This window comes from Amycolatopsis sp. NPDC004747 (assembly GCF_053601335.1).
On record NZ_JBSGBQ010000014.1, the window covers coordinates 49,089 to 65,752 of the forward strand.

Sequence of the window (16,664 nt, forward strand, 5' to 3'; positions counted from 1 at the left end):
ACCTCCCGCATGGGTGCGAGAGGTTGCGCGCCGGGGGCTCTTGTGGAGCTATCGTCCGGCGCGCTCGTCGATAATGATCGCGAAGCTGGTCACGCTCGCATCATGCCACAGCGCCACCGGACTCGTCCAGAACCTGGGCCAAGCTCCCACAATCCGGGAACCCCGCTTTCTCCGGCCGACCAGGGACCGCACCGCTGAAAGCGGTCGAATCAGCCCGCCCCACCCCACAGAACAGGCCCCACCCATCCCTGGGGGCTGACCCCGGTCCAGTCTATCGGCCCCCACCGACGGAACCGGCCGAAAAGCCGCCCGGACGCGGACTTCTCCACACCCCGGCAGTGTTGTGGACAAGCCCGCGGCGGCCTTGCGGACGAGCCGGCCTGCGGGCCCGAAAAGGCCGCATCACCAGGGCACGGAGCTCCTCAAGCGGAAGCCGACCGGGCAGGCATGAAACCCAGCTTCCTCGAACCCCACCGACCGGCAAGCACAACCCCAAGACCGCAAAGCTCGCGCAAACCGCAAGCGCAGCCGATCGCCAGGCCCAGAACCCGCCCAGAACCCCAGGAGACGGACTCTCCTACCGAAACAACCGGCAGGCAACCCAAGACCCCAAGACCGCAAAGCCGAAACCGAGACCCCACCCAGCCAGAGCGCACGAAAAAGCCCCGCACCCGAACAGGCGCGGGGCTCCTCCGAAAAGATCACCCAGCCGTCCGCACATTCGACGAAACCAACGCGGCCAACCGGTCCCCGATCGCCTGAGTGGCCCCGGGCGAAGACTGGTCCCGCGTGGCCAGGTCGAACGCCACCGAGGCCTCGATCCGCCGCGCCGCTTCCTTCTGTCCCAGGTGATCCAGCAGCAGCGCCACCGAAAGCACCGCCGCCGTCGGGTCCGCCAGGCCCTGGCCCGCGATGTCCGGCGCCGAACCGTGGACCGGCTCGAACATGCTCGGGTTCCGGCGCGTGATGTCGAGGTTGCCGCTCGCCGCGAGGCCGATGCCGCCGGTCACCGCCGCCGCCAGGTCCGTGATGATGTCGCCGAACAGGTTGTCCGTCACGATCACGTCGAACCGGGACGGGTCGGTCACCAGGTGGATCGTCGCCGCGTCCACGTGGGAGTAGGCGACCGTCACCTCCGGGTGCTCCAGCGAAACCTCTTCTACGATCCGCGACCACAGCGAACCCGCGTACTCGAGCACGTTGGTCTTGTGCACCAGCGTCAGGTGCTTGCGCGGGCGGGCCTCGGCGCGGTTGAACGCGTCCGCGACCACGCGCCGGATGCCGAACGCCGTGTTGACGCTGACCTCCGTCGCGATCTCGTGCTCGGTGTCCTTGCGCAGCAGACCGCCGGTCCCCGCGTACGGGCCTTCGGTGCCTTCGCGCACGACGACCATGTCGACGTCGCCCGCGTCGGCCAGCGGTCCCCGGACACCCGGGTAGAGCCGCGCCGGGCGCAGGTTGACGTGGTGGTCCATCTCGAACCGCAGGCGCAGCAGCAGGCCGCGCTCGAGGATGCCGCTCGGCACCGTCGGGTCGCCGACCGCGCCCAGCAGGATCGCGTCGTGCTGGCGGAGCTCACCGAGGACCGACTCCGGGAGGAGCTCGCCGGTCGAGTGCCATCGCGCGGCGCCGAGGTCGTAGTTCGTGATCTCCGCCGTCGGTACTACCTCGCCGAGCACCTTCAGCGCCTCGGAGACCACCTCGGGCCCGATCCCGTCTCCTGGGATCACCGCGAGCCGCATCCACACACCTCCGTCGACCGGACCACCGGCCGCACCGATGGCCCACCGCAACAAAACGCCAGCAGCCGGAAGGTTACCGGCCGTAGACAAACCGCCGTAGCCGCACCACCCTTATGCCGCATCCTCCCACGGGGTGAGACACCCAATCGGGTGAACGGCAGTGGGGCGCCCCCGGCGGAAATCCCCCGGAGGCGCCCCTGGTCCTGCACAAATCGATCTTGCCGGGGACTAGCCGCGACCAGCCCCGATCGGCTGACGCTCGTTCCCCGGCCGGGCGCCCTGCGCGGTGTCCACCTTCACCACGTTCGCCCGGTTGCCCGCGGCGTTGTGGTGCTCGATGGCCAGCAGCCCGAGGGCGTTGTCCGCAGCGGCCGCGGCCGCGTTCCGGGTCACGACCAGCGCCGTGCCCGGCTTCGCGACGTAGCCCAGCGCGGCGTCGCCGCCGCCCTGCACCGCGTAGCCCGGCGCGAGCGCGTCGAACGAAAGCGGCGTGCCGACGTAGTCGATCAGGCCGTTCGTCGTGCCCGGCGCGACGTAGAACCCGCTGACGCCCACCGTGTAGGAGATCCGGTGGCTGTCCGCGTTCGCGTCGATGCCCAGCGCCGCCAGCGAAACCGGCAGCGTGATCACGTTCGTGTCGAACACGTTCGTGTCGACGTCGCCGAGCTGGCCGTTGACCGCCTGGACGTCGACGGTCGGGAAGCCCGGCTTCAGCGCGACCGTGTTGGCCAGGAGCACGTCGGTCGACGTCGCCTTGGTCACGTAGGTCTCGAAGTCCGGCTGCCCGTCCCCGGTCGTGTCGATGTCGACGAACGGCGAGGTGTTGCTGCCGATGTTCGCCCAGTCACCCCAGGTGGACAGGCCGAACGCGAGGATCGCGTTCTCCGGCTCGCCCTGCGCCTTCGCCAGCGGAGCGGTCGAGGCCGCGCCGATGTAGCGGAGGTCGCCGCCCTTGGCCGTCTTGTTCAGCGTGCAGTCGGTGACCACGTCCGCGTCGCACTCGGGCAGCTGCGGGGATTCCGCCTGCAGCTCGAGCACGCTGATCAGCGAGCGGTACCGCTGCGCGCCGGCACCCTGGTCGACGCCCTTGCCGGTCAGGTTCAGCACGGCCTGCGTGGCATCCGGCCCGAACTTCACCGACGGCGGCGTCGAAATCGTCGACACCGGCTTCGGCGCGGAGTAGACCGACACCCGCAGCGGCACCTTGGCCCCGCTCACCGGCGTGAACGCGACGCGCCCGGAGGCGTCCGCGACGAACTGGCGGGCCAGGCCGGCCTGGGTGGCCGCCATGGTCGGGTCCATCACCTTGCGCAGCGCCTTCGGGTCGGTGATCTTCAGCGTCACCTTCACCTTGGCCGTGCCGCGCGGGGTCAGCTTCACCGACTGCTTGTCCACTGTGTACTCGACGCCCGGCAGCGCGTTGACCGCCTGGTAGGCGACGGAGTACTCGGCCGGCGTGACGCCCTTGTTGACGAGCTTGATCGTCTTCGACAGCGTCACCGGCCCCGAGGCCTCGACCGTGCCGAAGCTGACGCTCACCGCGCCCGGGTCGTCGACGACGTAGGCGAGCACCTGGTTGTCCAGCGCGGCCTTCGCGTCGATCCGGCCGCTGCCGACGCGCTGCGGCGCGTAGGTGTGGCCCGCGCCGTCGGAGACGTCGTGGCCGGCGGTGTCGATGACCGACGCCTTGACCTCCTCGACCGACCAGTCGGGGTGCGACTGGCGGACCAGCGCGGTGATGCCCGCGGTGTGCGGCGCGGCCATCGACGTGCCGGAGAGCACGGTCCGGCCGTTGCCGCTGCCGCGGAACGCCGAGGTGATCGTGTCACCGGGGGCGGCGACGTCCGGCTTGACGGCCGGGCCGCGGGTGCCGCGCGAGGTGAACGAGCTCGGGGTGTCCACGATCGTCTTGTCGTAGGTCTGGATCGAAGCGCGGCCGGTCCCGAAGAGCCGGACCTGCAGCGTGCCCGCGGTCAGCGCGGCGCGCAGCGTCTTGGTGGCGGACCCGGTGAACTGGAACGCCGGGATCGCCGCGTTGCCCGCGATGCCCGCGCTGAAGTGCTCCAAAGTGGACGAGAGGAGCGCGCCCTTCGCCCCGGCGGTCTGCGCGTTGTTGGCACGGGCGGCCGAGCCGCAGGCGCGGGTCGAGTCGTTGTCGTCCCACTCCAGGAAGACGAACTTGCCGGCCGCCTTCGCCTTGTCCTCGGCGGAGTACGGCCCGCAGCCCGCCGCGTTCGCCGCCGACAGGGCGACGACCGGCGCGGTCAGGTCGAGGGTGTCGTAGCCGGTGTAGTTCTGGCTGTACTGGCCGGTCTTCTGGCCCGCGGCGGTCGCCGGGGCCTTGACCTCGGCGGCGTCGCGCAGGATGCCCGCGTCGCGCGTGCTGGCGACGGTGAGCGCCTCGGGGGTGTTGCCCGGGGAGCCGGCGATGTCGTTGATGTCGCCGCCGTTGCCCGCGGAGATCACCGGGAGGACGTTGTTCGCGGCGAGCTTGCGCACGAACAGCGAGTCCGGGTCGTCCGGGGCGCCGAAGTCGGAGCCGAGGGAGAGGTTGACGATGTCGAGGTGGTCGGTGAAGTCGCCGTCGCCGTCCGGGTCGAGCGCCCAGTCCAGGGCCTGCGAGGTGACGTTCGTCGAGCCGGTGCAGCCGAACACCTTGATCGCGTAGAGCAGCGACTTCGGCGCGGTGCCCGGGCCGATCTGCATCGCGTCGACCTTCTTGGCGTCCAGCTTCTTGTAGTCGCCCTTGAAGGTCTTGCCGTCCGCGGTGACGCCGAAGCCGCCGATGGTGCCGGCGACGTGCGTGCCGTGCTCACCGCAGGCGAGCGGGTTCGGGTCCGGCTTCGGGGTGGTCTTGCCAGCCGTGGCGGCGTCGTAGTCGTCGCCGACGAGGTCGGTGCCGCCGACGACCTTGGCGCTCGGGAAGAGCGGGGTCGGCTTGGTGGAGTCGACGCTCTTGTAGGCGGCCTGCGTGCCGGGGCCGCCGAAGTCGGCGTGGGTGTAGTCGATGCCGTCGTCGATGACGCCGACGCGGACGTTGTCCCCGAACTTCCCGGTCTGCTGCCAGGCGGCGAGGGTGTTGGTCAACTGCTCGGCGCTGGCGTTGGTGCGGGTCTTCGGCACGACCGTGCGCACCGCGACGACGTCGGCCCGCTTCGCGACGTCGCGCAGCTTCGCGGCGTCGGCGGTGACGACCACACCGGGAACGGCGTTGGCGGTCTGGGTGACGACCTGCGGCTTGGCGTCGGCCGCGCGCAGCTGGCCGAGCACCGAGTCCACCGCGGCGGCGGTGTCGGCCTTGGCGGCCTTGGCGGCCCGCTTGGCCTGCTCCTTGCCCTGCGGCTCGGCGGCGGTGAACGCGTCGACGGCCGGCTTCTTCGCCAGCTCGACGAACGCGGTGACCCGGCCCTGCGCGGCCCCCAGACGCGGCGACAGCTTCCCCTGCAGCTTCGCGTCGTCGATCTTGGCGGGTGCGACGCCGTCGGCGAGCGGCGCATCGGCTGCGCTCGCCGGCGGTGCCCCGAGCGCGGCCGCCAGAACGACGGCGAAGGCCGCCGTCGTGGCGCGCGCGGGGAGGCGGGATCTGCTCATGAGTCGGCCCCTTACTCGAGGTCTGGACCCGAACCTGCCTGCCGCTCCTGGCACCCCCGACGGTGAAGCGCGGCACAGCGCCGTGCCCTCGACGGCGCGTGGTTCGACCTCGCGCAGAGAACCTAATGCCCCAAAACACCTACTTACGTAGGCAAAGGACTCCGTTACGTGAATGTGATTGCGCACGAAGGCCCCCTGCCGGGTGACAGGGGGCCTTCGAAAGTGTTACGTCAGTTGAAGTCCACCGCACGGATCGTGTGCGCCCCGACCGAAGCCCCGATCGGCTCCAGCAGGTGCGCGTCGATGTGGCGGTCGACGCGCAGCAGCATCACCGCGTCCGAGCCGTCCGTCGTCTGGCTGATCTGCGCGGCCTCGATGTTGATGCCCGCCTCGCCCAGCAGCGTCCCGACCCGGCCCATCACGCCCGGGCGGTCCGGGTACTCGACGAGCAGCACGGTGCCCTCGGCCCGCAGGTCGAAGCCGCGGCCGTTGACCTCGACCAGCTTCTCGACCTCGTCCAGGCCGGTGACCGAACCGGACACGGTCAGCACCGAGCCGTCGGCGTGCACCGCGCGGACGGTGACCAGGCTGCGGAACTTGGGGCTCTCCGGCTCGGTCTCCAGCTCGACCTGCACGCCCAGCTTCTCCGCCAGCTGCGGGGCGTTGACGAAGGTGACCTGGTCCTCGACCACACCGGTGAACACCCCGCGCAGCGCCGCCAGCTGCAGCACGCCGGTGTCCTCGTTCGAGATCTCGCCCTTGACCTGCACGGTCACCGTCGTCGGCGACGTCGGGTTGAGCGCGGTCAGCAGCTGGCCGAGCTTCTGGACCAGCGAAAGGTACGGGCGGACGTGCTCGCCGACCGCGCCGCCGCCGGTGACGTTCACCGCGTCCGGCACGAAGTCGCCGCGCAGGGCCAGCAGCACCGACTTCGCGACGTCGGTGCCCGCGCGGTCCTGGGCCTCGGCCGTCGAAGCGCCCAGGTGCGGCGTCACGACGACGTTCTCCAGCTCGAACAGCGGGCTCGAGGTGGTCGGCTCCGACTCGAACACGTCGATGCCGGCGCCGCCGACGTGGCCCGAGCGCAGCGCGTCGGCCAGGTCCTGCTCGACGATCAGCCCGCCGCGCGCGGCGTTCACGATGATGACGCCCGGCTTGGTCTTCTTCAGCGCCTCGGCGTCGATGAGGCCCTTGGTCTCCGGCGTCTTCGGCAGGTGGATGGAGATGGCGTCGGCGCGGGTCAGCAGCTCGTCGAGGGTGACGAGCTCGATGCCCAGCTGCGCGGCGCGGGCGGCGGAGACGTAGGGGTCGTAGGCGATGAGCTTCGTGTCGAACGCGGCGAGGCGCTGGGCGAACAGCTGGCCGATCTTGCCGAGGCCGACCACACCGACGGTCTTGCCCTGCAGCTCGACGCCGGAGAACGAGCTGCGCTTCCACTCGCCGCCGCGGAGGCTCTGGTCGGCGGCCGGGACGCGGCGCGCGACCGACAGCAGCAGGGCGACGGCGTGCTCGGCGGCGGAGACGATGTTCGACGTCGGCGCGTTGACGACCAGGACACCGCGCTCGGTCGCGGCGGGCACCTCGACGTTGTCGAGGCCGACGCCGGCGCGGGCGACGACCTTGAGCTGCGTGGTGGCCGCGAAGACCTCGGCGTTCACCTGGGTGGCGGAGCGGACCAGGAGCGCGTCGGCGCTCTTCACCGCCTCGAGCAGCGCGGACCGGTCCGTGCCGTCGACGTGCCGGACCTCCACCTCGTCACCGAAGACACTCAGCACGGAGGGGGCGAGCTTCTCCGCGATGAGGACGACGGGCTTATTGGGCTTGCTCACGATGCGGCTCCCACTATCTGGTCATTTCCAGGACGCTCTGTGTCGACAAACGGTCAAAGCACGTCGTTGTGCCCCGGTCGAGCCGGAGTTTAACGCGCGGTGGCGCCCCTTGGCGTCCCCCGACGTTAACTCGCCCGTAATCCCTCGAAAACAAGAGCCAGCAGCCGTTGCATGCCCCCTTCGCCGGGCAGGTGGCCACCCGCCCAGGATGCCGCGTGCAGCAACAGAAGCAGCTCCTCCGCGGTGACGTCCGCGCGGAGTTCGCCGGCCCGCTTCGCACGTTCCACCAGCTGGGAACCGACCTCCCGCATTCCGTGGCACGACTCGTACAAACGGGATGATTCGTCGTTCAGCGCGTCGGCAGTCAGCTCGACCAGGCCGCGGAAGGTGCCGGTGGCGTCCCCGAGCCCGGCGAGCCACGAGTGCAGGGCGTTCAGCGGTTCGGGATGGGTGAGCAGTTCACAGGCCCGCTCGGCCTGGGCGTCGAACCGGGCGCGCAGCAGCGTCTCGAGCAGCGCCTCCCGCGTCGGGAAGTGCCGGTAGAGGGTGCCGATGCCGACCCCGGCGCGGCGCGCGATGTCTTCCAGGGACGCCTCCACGCCATGCTCGGCGAAGGCGCGTTGCGCCTCCTCGAGGAGGCGCTCGTAGTTGCGGCGGGCATCCGCGCGCATCGGTTTGACGTCGGTCATCGCACTCCCGACTTTACCGGGTAGCCAATCGGAGGCAGCCTCCGTATATTAAGCGGAGGCAGCCTCAGCTTACTGGAGGGAACTCGAGGATGACCCTGATCGAAGACACCCGCGCCCGGCTCGGCGCCGTCGGCGCCTGGTTGCCGAGCGCGCCCATGGCCCCGCCACCGGACGTCGAGCGCGCGGCGACGCGACGGCTCGCCGAGGCCGGCTACCGCTCGATCTGGAGCGGCGAAGGACCCGGCACCCGGGAAGTGTTCGCCCACTTCGGCGACCTCCTGGCCACCGTGCCGGACGTCGTGCTCGGCACCGGCATCGCGAACACCTGGCTGCGGCGCGCCACGACCGCGTACAAGGGCGGCGCGACGCTCGCCCAGGCCCACCCGGGCCGGTTCGTGCTCGGCGTCGGGATCGGGCACGCGTTCCAGGCCGATAAGCTCGGCGAGGACTACCGGCCGCTCGACCGGATGCGCGCCTATCTGTCCGAAATGGACGCCGCGGCCGCCGAAAACCCGGCGCCGGCGGCCTTCCCGCGGGTGCTGGCCGCCGTCGGGCCGAAGATGCTGGAACTCGCCCGCGACCACGCCGACGGCGCGCACCCGTTCGCCCAGCCGGTCTCGCACACACCCTACGCCCGGGAAATCCTCGGGCCGGACAAGCTGCTGATCCCGCAGCAGACCGTCCTGCTCGGGACCCGCGAAGACGCCCGCGAGAGCGTCCGGCGCCGGGTCGCGCAGTCGCTGGAATACTCCGTCACCGTCTACCTCGCGGGCTGGAAACGGCTCGGCTACACCGATGCCGACATCGCCGGGCCGAGCGATGAGTTCGTCGACGACCTCGTGCTCTGGGGCGACGCCCCGACCATCGCGAAACGCCTCGGCGAGGTGCTCGACGCGGGCGCGGACCACGTGCTGCTGACACCGTCGGCGTCCTCGTTCGAGTCCACTGTGGAAACCCTGCTCGAGCTGGCTCCGGAGGTGACCCGGTGAGCGTCGGGATCTGGCGGTTCTTCGACGGCGCCCCGATCGGCGAGCTCCGCGAAACGGCCGCCGAGGTGGAGGAACTCGGCTTCGACGCCATCTGGTTCGGCGAGTACGCCGGCCGGGAGGCGTTCGCCCAGGCGGCCTTGCTGCTCGCGGCGACGTCCCGGCTCACCGTCGCCACCGGGGTCGCGCGGTTCGACCAGCGCTCCCCGCTCGCCGCGGAAGGCGCCGTCCGGGCGCTGGGCGAGGCCTACCCGGGCCGGTTCGTCGCCGGGCTGGGCGGGCACCGCCCGGGCGCGCGGCCGCTGACCGCGTTGCGCGAGTACCTCGACGGCATGGACGCGGCCGAGCCGCCGGGCCTGCCCCAGCCGTCGCCACGGCCACGGCGGGTGCTCGCGGCGCTGGGCCCGAAACTGCTGGTCCTGGCGGCCGAACGCGCCGACGGCGCCCACCCGTACTTCGTCCCGCCGGAGCACACCGCGATGGCGCGCGAACGGCTGGGCCCGGGCAAGTACCTCGCCGTCGAGCAGGCGGTGGTGCTCGACCCGGCCCCCGAGGTGGCCCGGGAGCACGTCGGCCTCTACGTCCGGCAGGCCCGGCACCACCAGGAGAACCTGCGCCGGCTCGGCTTCACCGACGACGACCTGGCCGACGGCGGCAGCGATCGCCTGGTCGACGCCATCGTCGTCACCGGCGAGCAGGCCATCGCGGACCGGATCCGGGCCCACCTCGACGCCGGCGCCGACCACGTCTGCGTCCAGGTGCTGGCCCGCACGGAGAAGTCCTACCGCAGGCTGGCCGGCCTGCTGCCCTGACCGGGGTACGCTGGCGGGGCGCGGTGCGGGCCGCGTCCCGTCCGCGGAAAGGGCCGAGCCCACCCCCGTTTCACCGCACCACCAGCTCCGCACCTTCTTTCCTGCCCGGTGCCGGCGGACCACGGGCGACGAGGGAAGGAGGCACCATGGGCACGCTGCCCGCGAAACCCAGCCTGGACCAGCTGCGCAAGCGCGCGAAAGACCTCGCGCGCGCCGAGAACGTCAAACTCGCCGAAGCGCAGTTCCGGATCGCGCGGGAGCACGGCTTCCCGAGCTGGCCGAAACTCCAGGCGTACGTCCGGCGCGTCACCGAGCACGGGGAAACCCTGCAGCACCCGTACCACCAGGACGTCGGGTACTACGCCGAGCGCGCGCTCGGCCTGCTCGCCTCGGCCGAGGACGAGACGCCCGGCGCAAGGGAGCCGTTCGCCCGCTGGGGGCAGCCCCTCACCCGCGACGGCGCCCGCGCGGTCGTCGCCCGCGAGCACGGTTTCGTTTCCTGGAAGGCACTCCGCGACCACATCAAGTCCCTTGTGGACAGCGGGGAGCCGTTCGCCCGCGCGTACCGGGCGATCGAAGCCCGGGATCCCGCCGCGCTCGGGGACCTGCTCGACGAGTTCCCCGGCCTCGTCGCCGCCCGCGGCACCAACGGCAACGACCTGCTCGGCATGGCCGGCGCGACCCACGACGAGCGTCTCAGCCGGATCCTCCTCGACCGCGGCGCCGACCCGGCCCGCGGCAACGTCCACGGCTGGACACCCCTGCACCAAGCCGCCTACAGCAACCTGCCGCACCTGCTCGACCTCCTGCTGGAGCGCGGCGCCCCCGTCGACGTTCCGGCGCGCGGCGACGGCGGCACTCCCCTGGTCGTCGCGCTGTTCTGGGGCCACCGCGAAGCCGCCGAGAAACTGGCCGTGCACAGCCGAGCACCAGGCAACCTGCGCGTCGCGGCCGGACTCGGCGATCTCGATACCCTCGACGAGCTCCTGACGTCGGGCCGCGGCGGCGAACACCGCGGCTTCTACCGCCCCCACAGCGGTTTCCCGCGCTGGCAGCCGACGGACGACCCCGCGGAGGTCATCAACGAAGCCCTCTCCTGGGCGGCCCGCAACGACCGCAGCGAAGCCCTGCGCACCCTGGTCGCCCGGGGCGCCGGCGTGGACGCCGACGTCTACCGCGGCACGGCACTGGCCTGGGCGGCGGCGTCGGGCAAGCTCGACGCCGTCCGGACGCTGCTCGACCTCGGCGCCGACGTGAACCTCCGCGGCACGTTCGGCGGCCCGAACCACGGCGAAGGCGTCACGGCCCTGCACCTGGCCGCGCAGTCCGGGCACCTCGACGTCATCCGCGCCCTGGTCGAAAACGGCGCGGACCGCGACGCCCGCGACGCGATCTTCGGCGGCACCCCGGAGACGTGGGCGGAGGTGTGCGGGCAGCCGGCCGCGCGGGACCTGCTCCGGTAGACAACCGGAGTCTGTAGTCCGTATCTTCGAATACGGACTACAGACTCCGTTTTGCCCACTGGGAGGACCCATGAACTCACCCCGCGACGTCTTCGCGGCATTGTCCGACGGCATCAGCGAAGGCCGCTTCAGCGAGCTGTCGGCGCTCTACGCCGAAGACACCGTCGTCGAACACCCGCAAGCGGTCCCGCGCCCGACGCGGCTCGTCGGCCGCGACGCGGTGCACGAGCGGTTCACCGGCGTCCTCGCCGGGGCGCTGCGGCTCAAGCGCAGGAACGTCGTCGTCCACGAGACCACCGACCCCGAGGTGATTGTCGCGGAATACGACTACGACGCCGAGTCGCCCGAAACCGGCAAGACCGCGGCGACGGCCAACATCCAGGTGCTGCGCGTCCGCGACGGCCTGATCGTCCACTCCCGCGACTACCACGACTACCTGCGCCTCGCCGTCATCCGCGACGGCGTCGACCACCTGGTTGAGGCCTACGAGCAGGCGCCGCCGCGCGAGTTGTCGCCGATTCGACCACGGACTTCGAGCGACCCGGCGAGCCGCCGCGGGGTGCTCGAGCGGCTGGTCCACGGCGTGGCGGACAAGTGCGGCCCGGAGCTGGCGGACCTCTACGCCGAGCCGACGCACGTGACGCACCCGTTCCAGCCGGGCTCGGCGGTCGTACGGACCCGCGAGGAACTGCGGGCGCACTTCGGGCAGGCAGCGGCCCTCGGCGTCGACTTCGAGGTCGCCGACCTGGTCACCTACGAAGGCACCGACCCCGAGGTGCTGATCGCCGAGTTCGCCTACCAGGGCGAGTACGGCGGCCGTCCGGTGCGGATCGCCAACATCTTCGCCATGCGCATCCGGGACGGACTGGTCGTCGAATCCCGTGACTACGGCGACCACCTCGGCATCGCCGGTGACCTCGGCACGATTCCCGACCTCGCGGCGAAGCTTTAGGCCTCGGCGAGGTCCTCGGGCAGGTCGAACTCGCCGTCGCGGACGCCCTTCACAAAGGCGTCCCACTCCCCCGGCGTGAAGACGAGGATGACGCCGTCCGGCTTCGCCGACTGCCGCATCGCCGTGTAGGTGACGCCGTCGGTGTGCTCGATGAAGGCGTACTCGACGCAGTCGTCGAGGGTCACGCCCTCCGGCTCGGCCCGGATCCACTCGGCCTTCGTGAAGTCGAGGTGGTGCCGGATGTGCGCCTTGTCGTCGACCGGCTGCTCACTCATGTCTCCAGCGTAGCGACCCGGGCACCGAACGCACCGAAGGGGACGCCCGGCACCGGGCGTCCCCTTCGGCTGGTGAAGGTGTTGTCGAAAAAGCGTCAGGCGGTTTCGGTGATCGGCCGGTCCACCCACGACATCAGGTCGCGCAGCTTCTTGCCGGTCGCCTCGATCGGGTGCTGGTTGCCCTGCTCCTCGAGCTTGGTGAAGTTCGGCCGGCCGGCCTCGTCCTCGGCGACCCACTCGCGGGCGAACGTGCCGTCCTGGATCTCGCCGAGGATCTTCTTCATCTCCTCCTTGACCGCTGGCGAGATGACGCGCGGGCCGCGGGTCAGGTCGCCGTACTCGGCGGTGTCGGAGATCGAGTAGCGCTGGCGCGCGATGCCGCCCTCGTACATCAGGTCGACGATCAGCTTCAGCTCGTGCAGCACCTCGAAGTAGGCGATCTCCGGGGCGTAGCCGGCCTCGGTGAGCACCTCGAACCCGGTCTGCACCAGCGCGGACGCGCCACCGCAGAGCACGGCCTGCTCGCCGAAGAGGTCGGTCTCGGTCTCCTCGGTGAACGTCGTCTTGATGACACCGGCGCGGGCGCCACCGATGGCGGCCGCGTAGGACAGCGCGAGCGCCTGGGCGTTGCCGGAGGCGTCCTGCTCGACGGCGATGAGCGCCGGGACGCCCTTGCCGTCGACGAACTGGCGGCGGACCAGGTGGCCCGGGCCCTTCGGCGCGACCATGGCGACGTCGACGTTCGCCGGCGGCTTGATCAGGTCGTAGCGGATGTTGAAGCCGTGCCCGAAGAACAGGGCGTCGCCGTCCTTGAGGTTCGGCGCGATGTCCTGCTCGTAGATGAAGCGCTGCTTGGTGTCCGGCGCCAGGATCATGATCAGGTCGGCTTCGGCCGACGCCTCGGCCGGGGTGAGCACGCGCAGGCCCTGCTCCTCGGCCTTCGCCCGCGACTTGGACCCCTCGGGCAGGCCGATGCGGACGTCGACGCCGGAGTCGCGCAGGCTCAGCGAGTGGGCGTGGCCCTGGCTGCCGTAGCCGATGACAGCGACCTTGCGCCCCTGGATGATCGAGAGGTCGGCGTCGTCGTCGTAGAAGATTTCCACTGCCATGGGGGTACTGCTTCCTTTCCTGACTTACAAAGTTTTCAGCGGGGCGAGGTTGCGGTGATCGAGCGGGCGCCGCGACCCACCGCGACCATGCCGGACTGGACGAGCTCGCGGATGCCATACGGCTCCAGCATCCGCAGCAACGCACCGATCTTGTCCGACGTCCCGGTCGCCTCGACGGTGAGCGCCTCCGGGGACACGTCCACCACCTTCGCACGGAAGAGCTGGACGGTTTCGAGGACCTGGCTGCGCACGGTGTTGTCGGCGCGCACCTTCACCAGCAGCAGTTCGCGCTGCACGGCGGTCGACTGCTCCAGCTCGACGATCTTGATCACGTTGACCAGCTTGTTGAGCTGCTTCGTCACCTGTTCGAGCGGTAGCTCTTCCACGGCGACCACGATCGTCATGCGGGACACCTCGGGGTTTTCCGTGGGCCCGACGGCGAGGGACTCGATGTTGAACCCGCGGCGGGAGAACAGCCCCGACACGCGCGCGAGCACACCGGGCTTGTTCTCGACCAGGACACTCAGCGTGTGGACGCTCATCGTCAGCGCTCACCTTCCGCAGCGGCGTCGGCCTTCTCGACCGAAACCTCGTCGTCGTCGAACAGCGGCCGGATGCCCCGGACCGCCATGATCTCGTCGTTGCCGGTGCCGGCCGCGACCATCGGCCACACCTGGGCATCCTTCCCCACGACGAAGTCGATCACGACGGGGCGGTCGTTGATCTCCATCGCGCGGCGGATGGTGGCGTCGACGTCTTCCTTCGTCTCGCACCGCAGGCCGGCGCAGCCCAGCGCCTCGGCCAGCAGCACGAAGTCCGGGATGCGGTGCTTGTGCGTCCCGAGGTCGGTGTTGGAGTACCGCTCCGAGTAGAAGAGGTTCTGCCACTGCCGGACCATGCCCAGGTTGCCGTTGTTGATGACGGCGACCTTGATCGGCGCGCCCTCGATGGCGCAGGTGGCCAGCTCCTGGTTGGTCATCTGGAAGCAGCCGTCGCCGTCGATCGCCCAGACCGGCTTGTCCGGGACGCCGAACTGCGCGCCCATCGCCGCGGGCACCGCGTAGCCCATGGTGCCGAGGCCGCCGGAGTTGATCCAGGTGCGCGGGTTCTCGTACTTGACGAACTGCGCGGCCCACATCTGGTGCTGGCCGACACCCGCGGCGTACACGGCGTCCGGGCCGACGAGCTCGCCGATGCGCTCGATGACGTACTGCGGCGACAGCGAACCGTCGTCCGGCCACTCGTACCCGGCCGGGTAGGTCTTGCGCCAGTCGTCGGCCTGGGTCCACCAGTCCGCCAGGTCCGGCTTGCCGTTGTGGTCGAACTCCGTCTTCACGGCGGTGATCAGCTCGCCGATGATCTCCTTGCAGTCGCCCACGATCGGGACGTCGGCCTTGCGGTTCTTGGAGATCTCGGCCGGGTCGATGTCGGCGTGCACGATGGCGGCGTCCGGCGCGAACGACGACAGCTGCCCGGTGACGCGGTCGTCGAACCGGGCGCCGAGCGCGATCAGCAGGTCGGCGCGCTGCATCGCGGCGACGGCGGCGACCGAACCGTGCATGCCGGGCATGCCGAGGTGCTGCGGGTGCGAGTCGGGGAACGCGCCGCGCGCCATCAGCGTGGTGACGACCGGGATGTTCGTCAGCTCGGCGAGCTGCTTCAGCTGCTCGTGCGCCTCGGCCTTGATGACACCGCCGCCGACGTAGAGCACCGGGCGCCGCGACTTCGCGATCAGCTTCGCGGCTTCGCGGACCTGCTTGCCGTGCGGGCGCAGCGTGGGGCGGTAGCCCGGCAGCCGCAGCTCGGTCGGCCAGGAGAACGAGGTCATCTCCTGCAGCACGTCCTTTGGGATGTCCACCAGGACGGGGCCGGGTCGGCCCGTCGCGGCCAGGTGGAACGCCTCGGCGATGGTCCGCGGGATGTCCGCCGGGTCGGTGACGAGGAAGTTGTGCTTGGTGATCGGCATGGTGATGCCGCAGATGTCGGCTTCCTGGAACGCGTCGGTGCCGATCAGCGCCCGGGACTGCTGGCCGGTGATGGCCACGACCGGGACCGAGTCCATGTTCGCGTCGGCGAGCGGGGTGACCAGGTTGGTCGCGCCCGGGCCCGAGGTGGCCATGCAGACGCCGACCTTGCCGGTGGCCTGCGCGTAGCCGGTGGCCGCGTGCCCGGCGCCCTGTTCGTGGCGGACCAGGACGTGGCGGACCTTCGTCGAGTCGAGCAGCGGGTCGTAGGCGGGCAGGATGGTGCCGCCCGGGATCCCGAAGACCACCTCGGCGCCGACGGCCTCGAGCGAGCGCACGAGGGACTGCGCGCCGGTGACGCGCACCGGCGTTCCCGCCGGTGGGGCCGGCTTCGGACGTGCTCCGGGCGTTCCGGGCGTCGGCCCGGGCTTCGCGTCGCTGCGCGACGTCGCACTGGTCATCGGATCTGCCTCGTGGGTCTCGGTGTCACTCGTTCGGGTCGGTTTTGTGCGGTGGGGCGGGGAATTGCTTCCCTAGGGCAACAAAAAACCCTCGCCGACCGTAAGGTCGCACGAGGGTTCGCGCGTCGACGCAGCGGAAAGTCTTCCCTAAGCGTCGACGCGCTTGGGAAGTACGAGGCCGGTCAGCGGTGTCACGGCGATGACGCTAGACCGAACGCCGTGCGGGTGTCAACTCTGCGGGATGACGTGTCCGCATGGTGGACGTGGGTCACACCGGCGCGACCCGGGTCCGGGCCGGTCGGAGGCGCGGTGCACCATTTCCCCGTGGCCGAAGAACAGCAGGACGAAGGCCGGAAGGCCGTCTTCCGGATCCCCCGCACGTCCTTCATGGCGATCGCTCTCCTGACGATCTGCGTGACGCCGATCGCGCTCGGGGAGATCCCGTACCTGCAGTGGCTCTACGTCTTCCCGATCGCGCTGGCGGTGTTCGTGGTCCGCCACCGCACCGTCGCGACCCGCTCCGGGCTGGCCGTCCGCACGGTGTTCGGCCACCGCGATATCCCGTGGTCGGCGCTGAAGGGGCTCGCGATCACGAAGAAGGCGCGCGTGCAGGCGGTGCTGCAGGACGACACGAAGGTGCCGCTGCCGACCGTCCGGACCCGGCACCTGCCGGTGCTGTCGCTGGTGAGCGAAGGCCTGGTGGCGGACCCGAGCGGGCAGCTGGCCGCCGAGGACATCAAGCCCGGGGCGTCACCGAGCGAATAACCCCGCGGCCCGTCTCGGGAACCGGG

13 protein-coding genes are annotated in these 16,664 nt (G+C 70.9%); 5 read left to right on the forward strand and 8 right to left on the reverse strand.

Features of this window, described 5'->3' with window-relative positions; genetic code table 11:
- Window positions 1–701: 701 nt before the first annotated feature.
- From ACWEGE_RS23345 to ACWEGE_RS23360, 4 genes are all read right to left on the reverse strand, one after another.
- Complete coding sequence (locus tag ACWEGE_RS23345) at window positions 702–1,742, reverse strand: 3-isopropylmalate dehydrogenase (RefSeq protein WP_003080722.1); 1,041 nt, start codon at window positions 1,740–1,742, stop codon at window positions 702–704.
- A 228-nt stretch (window positions 1,743–1,970) separates the two neighbouring features.
- Complete coding sequence (locus ACWEGE_RS23350) at window positions 1,971–5,333, reverse strand: S8 family serine peptidase (protein ID WP_449662553.1); 3,363 nt, start codon at window positions 5,331–5,333, stop codon at window positions 1,971–1,973.
- 230 nt (window positions 5,334–5,563) lie between these two features.
- Window positions 5,564–7,162: a phosphoglycerate dehydrogenase gene (serA, locus tag ACWEGE_RS23355; protein WP_449662554.1), complete on the reverse strand. Its 1,599-nt coding sequence runs from the start codon at window positions 7,160–7,162 to the stop codon at window positions 5,564–5,566.
- Window positions 7,163–7,287: 125 nt separating this feature from the next.
- On the reverse strand, window positions 7,288–7,851 hold the full coding sequence (locus ACWEGE_RS23360; RefSeq protein ID WP_449662555.1) for a TetR/AcrR family transcriptional regulator: 564 nt from the start codon (window positions 7,849–7,851) through the stop codon (window positions 7,288–7,290).
- Between the two features lie 89 nt (window positions 7,852–7,940).
- Here ACWEGE_RS23360 and ACWEGE_RS23365 point away from each other — a divergent pair, with 89 nt between their 5' ends.
- The 4 genes from ACWEGE_RS23365 (at window position 7,941) to ACWEGE_RS23380 (ending at window position 12,064) form a co-directional block, all read left to right on the forward strand.
- Window positions 7,941–8,840 carry a TIGR03620 family F420-dependent LLM class oxidoreductase gene (locus ACWEGE_RS23365; protein WP_449662556.1) on the forward strand — a complete coding sequence of 300 codons (900 nt, stop codon included), beginning with the start codon at window positions 7,941–7,943 and terminating at the stop codon, window positions 8,838–8,840.
- Complete coding sequence (locus tag ACWEGE_RS23370) at window positions 8,837–9,649, forward strand: TIGR03620 family F420-dependent LLM class oxidoreductase (RefSeq protein ID WP_449662557.1); 813 nt, start codon at window positions 8,837–8,839, stop codon at window positions 9,647–9,649. The genes ACWEGE_RS23365 and ACWEGE_RS23370 overlap by 4 nt, the downstream gene beginning before the upstream one ends.
- Window positions 9,650–9,795: 146 nt before the next feature.
- Window positions 9,796–11,112 (forward strand): ankyrin repeat domain-containing protein, encoded by a 1,317-nt coding sequence (locus tag ACWEGE_RS23375; protein WP_449662558.1) that lies wholly within the window; start codon window positions 9,796–9,798, stop codon window positions 11,110–11,112.
- A gap of 70 nt (window positions 11,113–11,182) precedes the next feature.
- On the forward strand, window positions 11,183–12,064 hold the full coding sequence (locus tag ACWEGE_RS23380; protein WP_449662559.1) for a nuclear transport factor 2 family protein: 882 nt from the start codon (window positions 11,183–11,185) through the stop codon (window positions 12,062–12,064).
- Here the strand turns inward: ACWEGE_RS23380 and ACWEGE_RS23385 are convergent.
- The 4 genes from ACWEGE_RS23385 to ACWEGE_RS23400 form a co-directional block, all read right to left on the reverse strand.
- The gene (locus ACWEGE_RS23385; protein ID WP_257925890.1) at window positions 12,061–12,339 is read right to left on the reverse strand and encodes a DUF397 domain-containing protein; all 279 of its coding nucleotides are present in this window, start codon (window positions 12,337–12,339) and stop codon (window positions 12,061–12,063) included. The two genes, ACWEGE_RS23380 and ACWEGE_RS23385, sit on opposite strands and share 4 nt — an antisense overlap.
- Window positions 12,340–12,434: 95 nt before the next feature.
- Window positions 12,435–13,448, reverse strand: coding sequence for a ketol-acid reductoisomerase (gene ilvC / locus ACWEGE_RS23390; protein WP_191309919.1), 1,014 nt, complete (start codon window positions 13,446–13,448; stop codon window positions 12,435–12,437).
- 35 nt (window positions 13,449–13,483) lie between these two features.
- Complete coding sequence (gene ilvN / locus ACWEGE_RS23395) at window positions 13,484–13,990, reverse strand: acetolactate synthase small subunit (RefSeq protein ID WP_003080760.1); 507 nt, start codon at window positions 13,988–13,990, stop codon at window positions 13,484–13,486.
- A gap of 2 nt (window positions 13,991–13,992) precedes the next feature.
- Window positions 13,993–15,873 (reverse strand): acetolactate synthase large subunit, encoded by a 1,881-nt coding sequence (locus ACWEGE_RS23400; RefSeq protein ID WP_449662560.1) that lies wholly within the window; start codon window positions 15,871–15,873, stop codon window positions 13,993–13,995.
- A gap of 324 nt (window positions 15,874–16,197) precedes the next feature.
- On the opposite strand from ACWEGE_RS23400, the gene ACWEGE_RS23405 reads away from it, so the two are divergent.
- On the forward strand, window positions 16,198–16,638 hold the full coding sequence (locus ACWEGE_RS23405; protein ID WP_449662561.1) for a PH domain-containing protein: 441 nt from the start codon (window positions 16,198–16,200) through the stop codon (window positions 16,636–16,638).
- The last annotated feature ends 26 nt before the right edge of the window (window positions 16,639–16,664 follow it).

Bases quoted from the DNA above. Each gene is read 5' to 3' on its own strand.
- ACWEGE_RS23345 (WP_003080722.1), bottom strand. From the start codon at position 1,742: ATGCGGCTCGCGGTGATCCCAGGAGACGGGATCGGGCCCGAGGTGGTC.
- ACWEGE_RS23350 (WP_449662553.1), bottom strand. From the start codon at position 5,333: ATGAGCAGATCCCGCCTCCCCGCGCGCGCCACGACGGCGGCCTTCGCC.
- ACWEGE_RS23360 (WP_449662555.1), bottom strand. From the start codon at position 7,851: ATGACCGACGTCAAACCGATGCGCGCGGATGCCCGCCGCAACTACGAG.
- ACWEGE_RS23365 (WP_449662556.1), top strand. From the start codon at position 7,941: ATGACCCTGATCGAAGACACCCGCGCCCGGCTCGGCGCCGTCGGCGCC.
- ACWEGE_RS23375 (WP_449662558.1), top strand. From the start codon at position 9,796: ATGGGCACGCTGCCCGCGAAACCCAGCCTGGACCAGCTGCGCAAGCGC.
- ACWEGE_RS23380 (WP_449662559.1), top strand. From the start codon at position 11,183: ATGAACTCACCCCGCGACGTCTTCGCGGCATTGTCCGACGGCATCAGC.
- ACWEGE_RS23385 (WP_257925890.1), bottom strand. From the start codon at position 12,339: ATGAGTGAGCAGCCGGTCGACGACAAGGCGCACATCCGGCACCACCTC.
- ilvC (WP_191309919.1), bottom strand. From the start codon at position 13,448: ATGGCAGTGGAAATCTTCTACGACGACGACGCCGACCTCTCGATCATC.
- ilvN (WP_003080760.1), bottom strand. From the start codon at position 13,990: ATGAGCGTCCACACGCTGAGTGTCCTGGTCGAGAACAAGCCCGGTGTG.
- ACWEGE_RS23400 (WP_449662560.1), bottom strand. From the start codon at position 15,873: ATGACCAGTGCGACGTCGCGCAGCGACGCGAAGCCCGGGCCGACGCCC.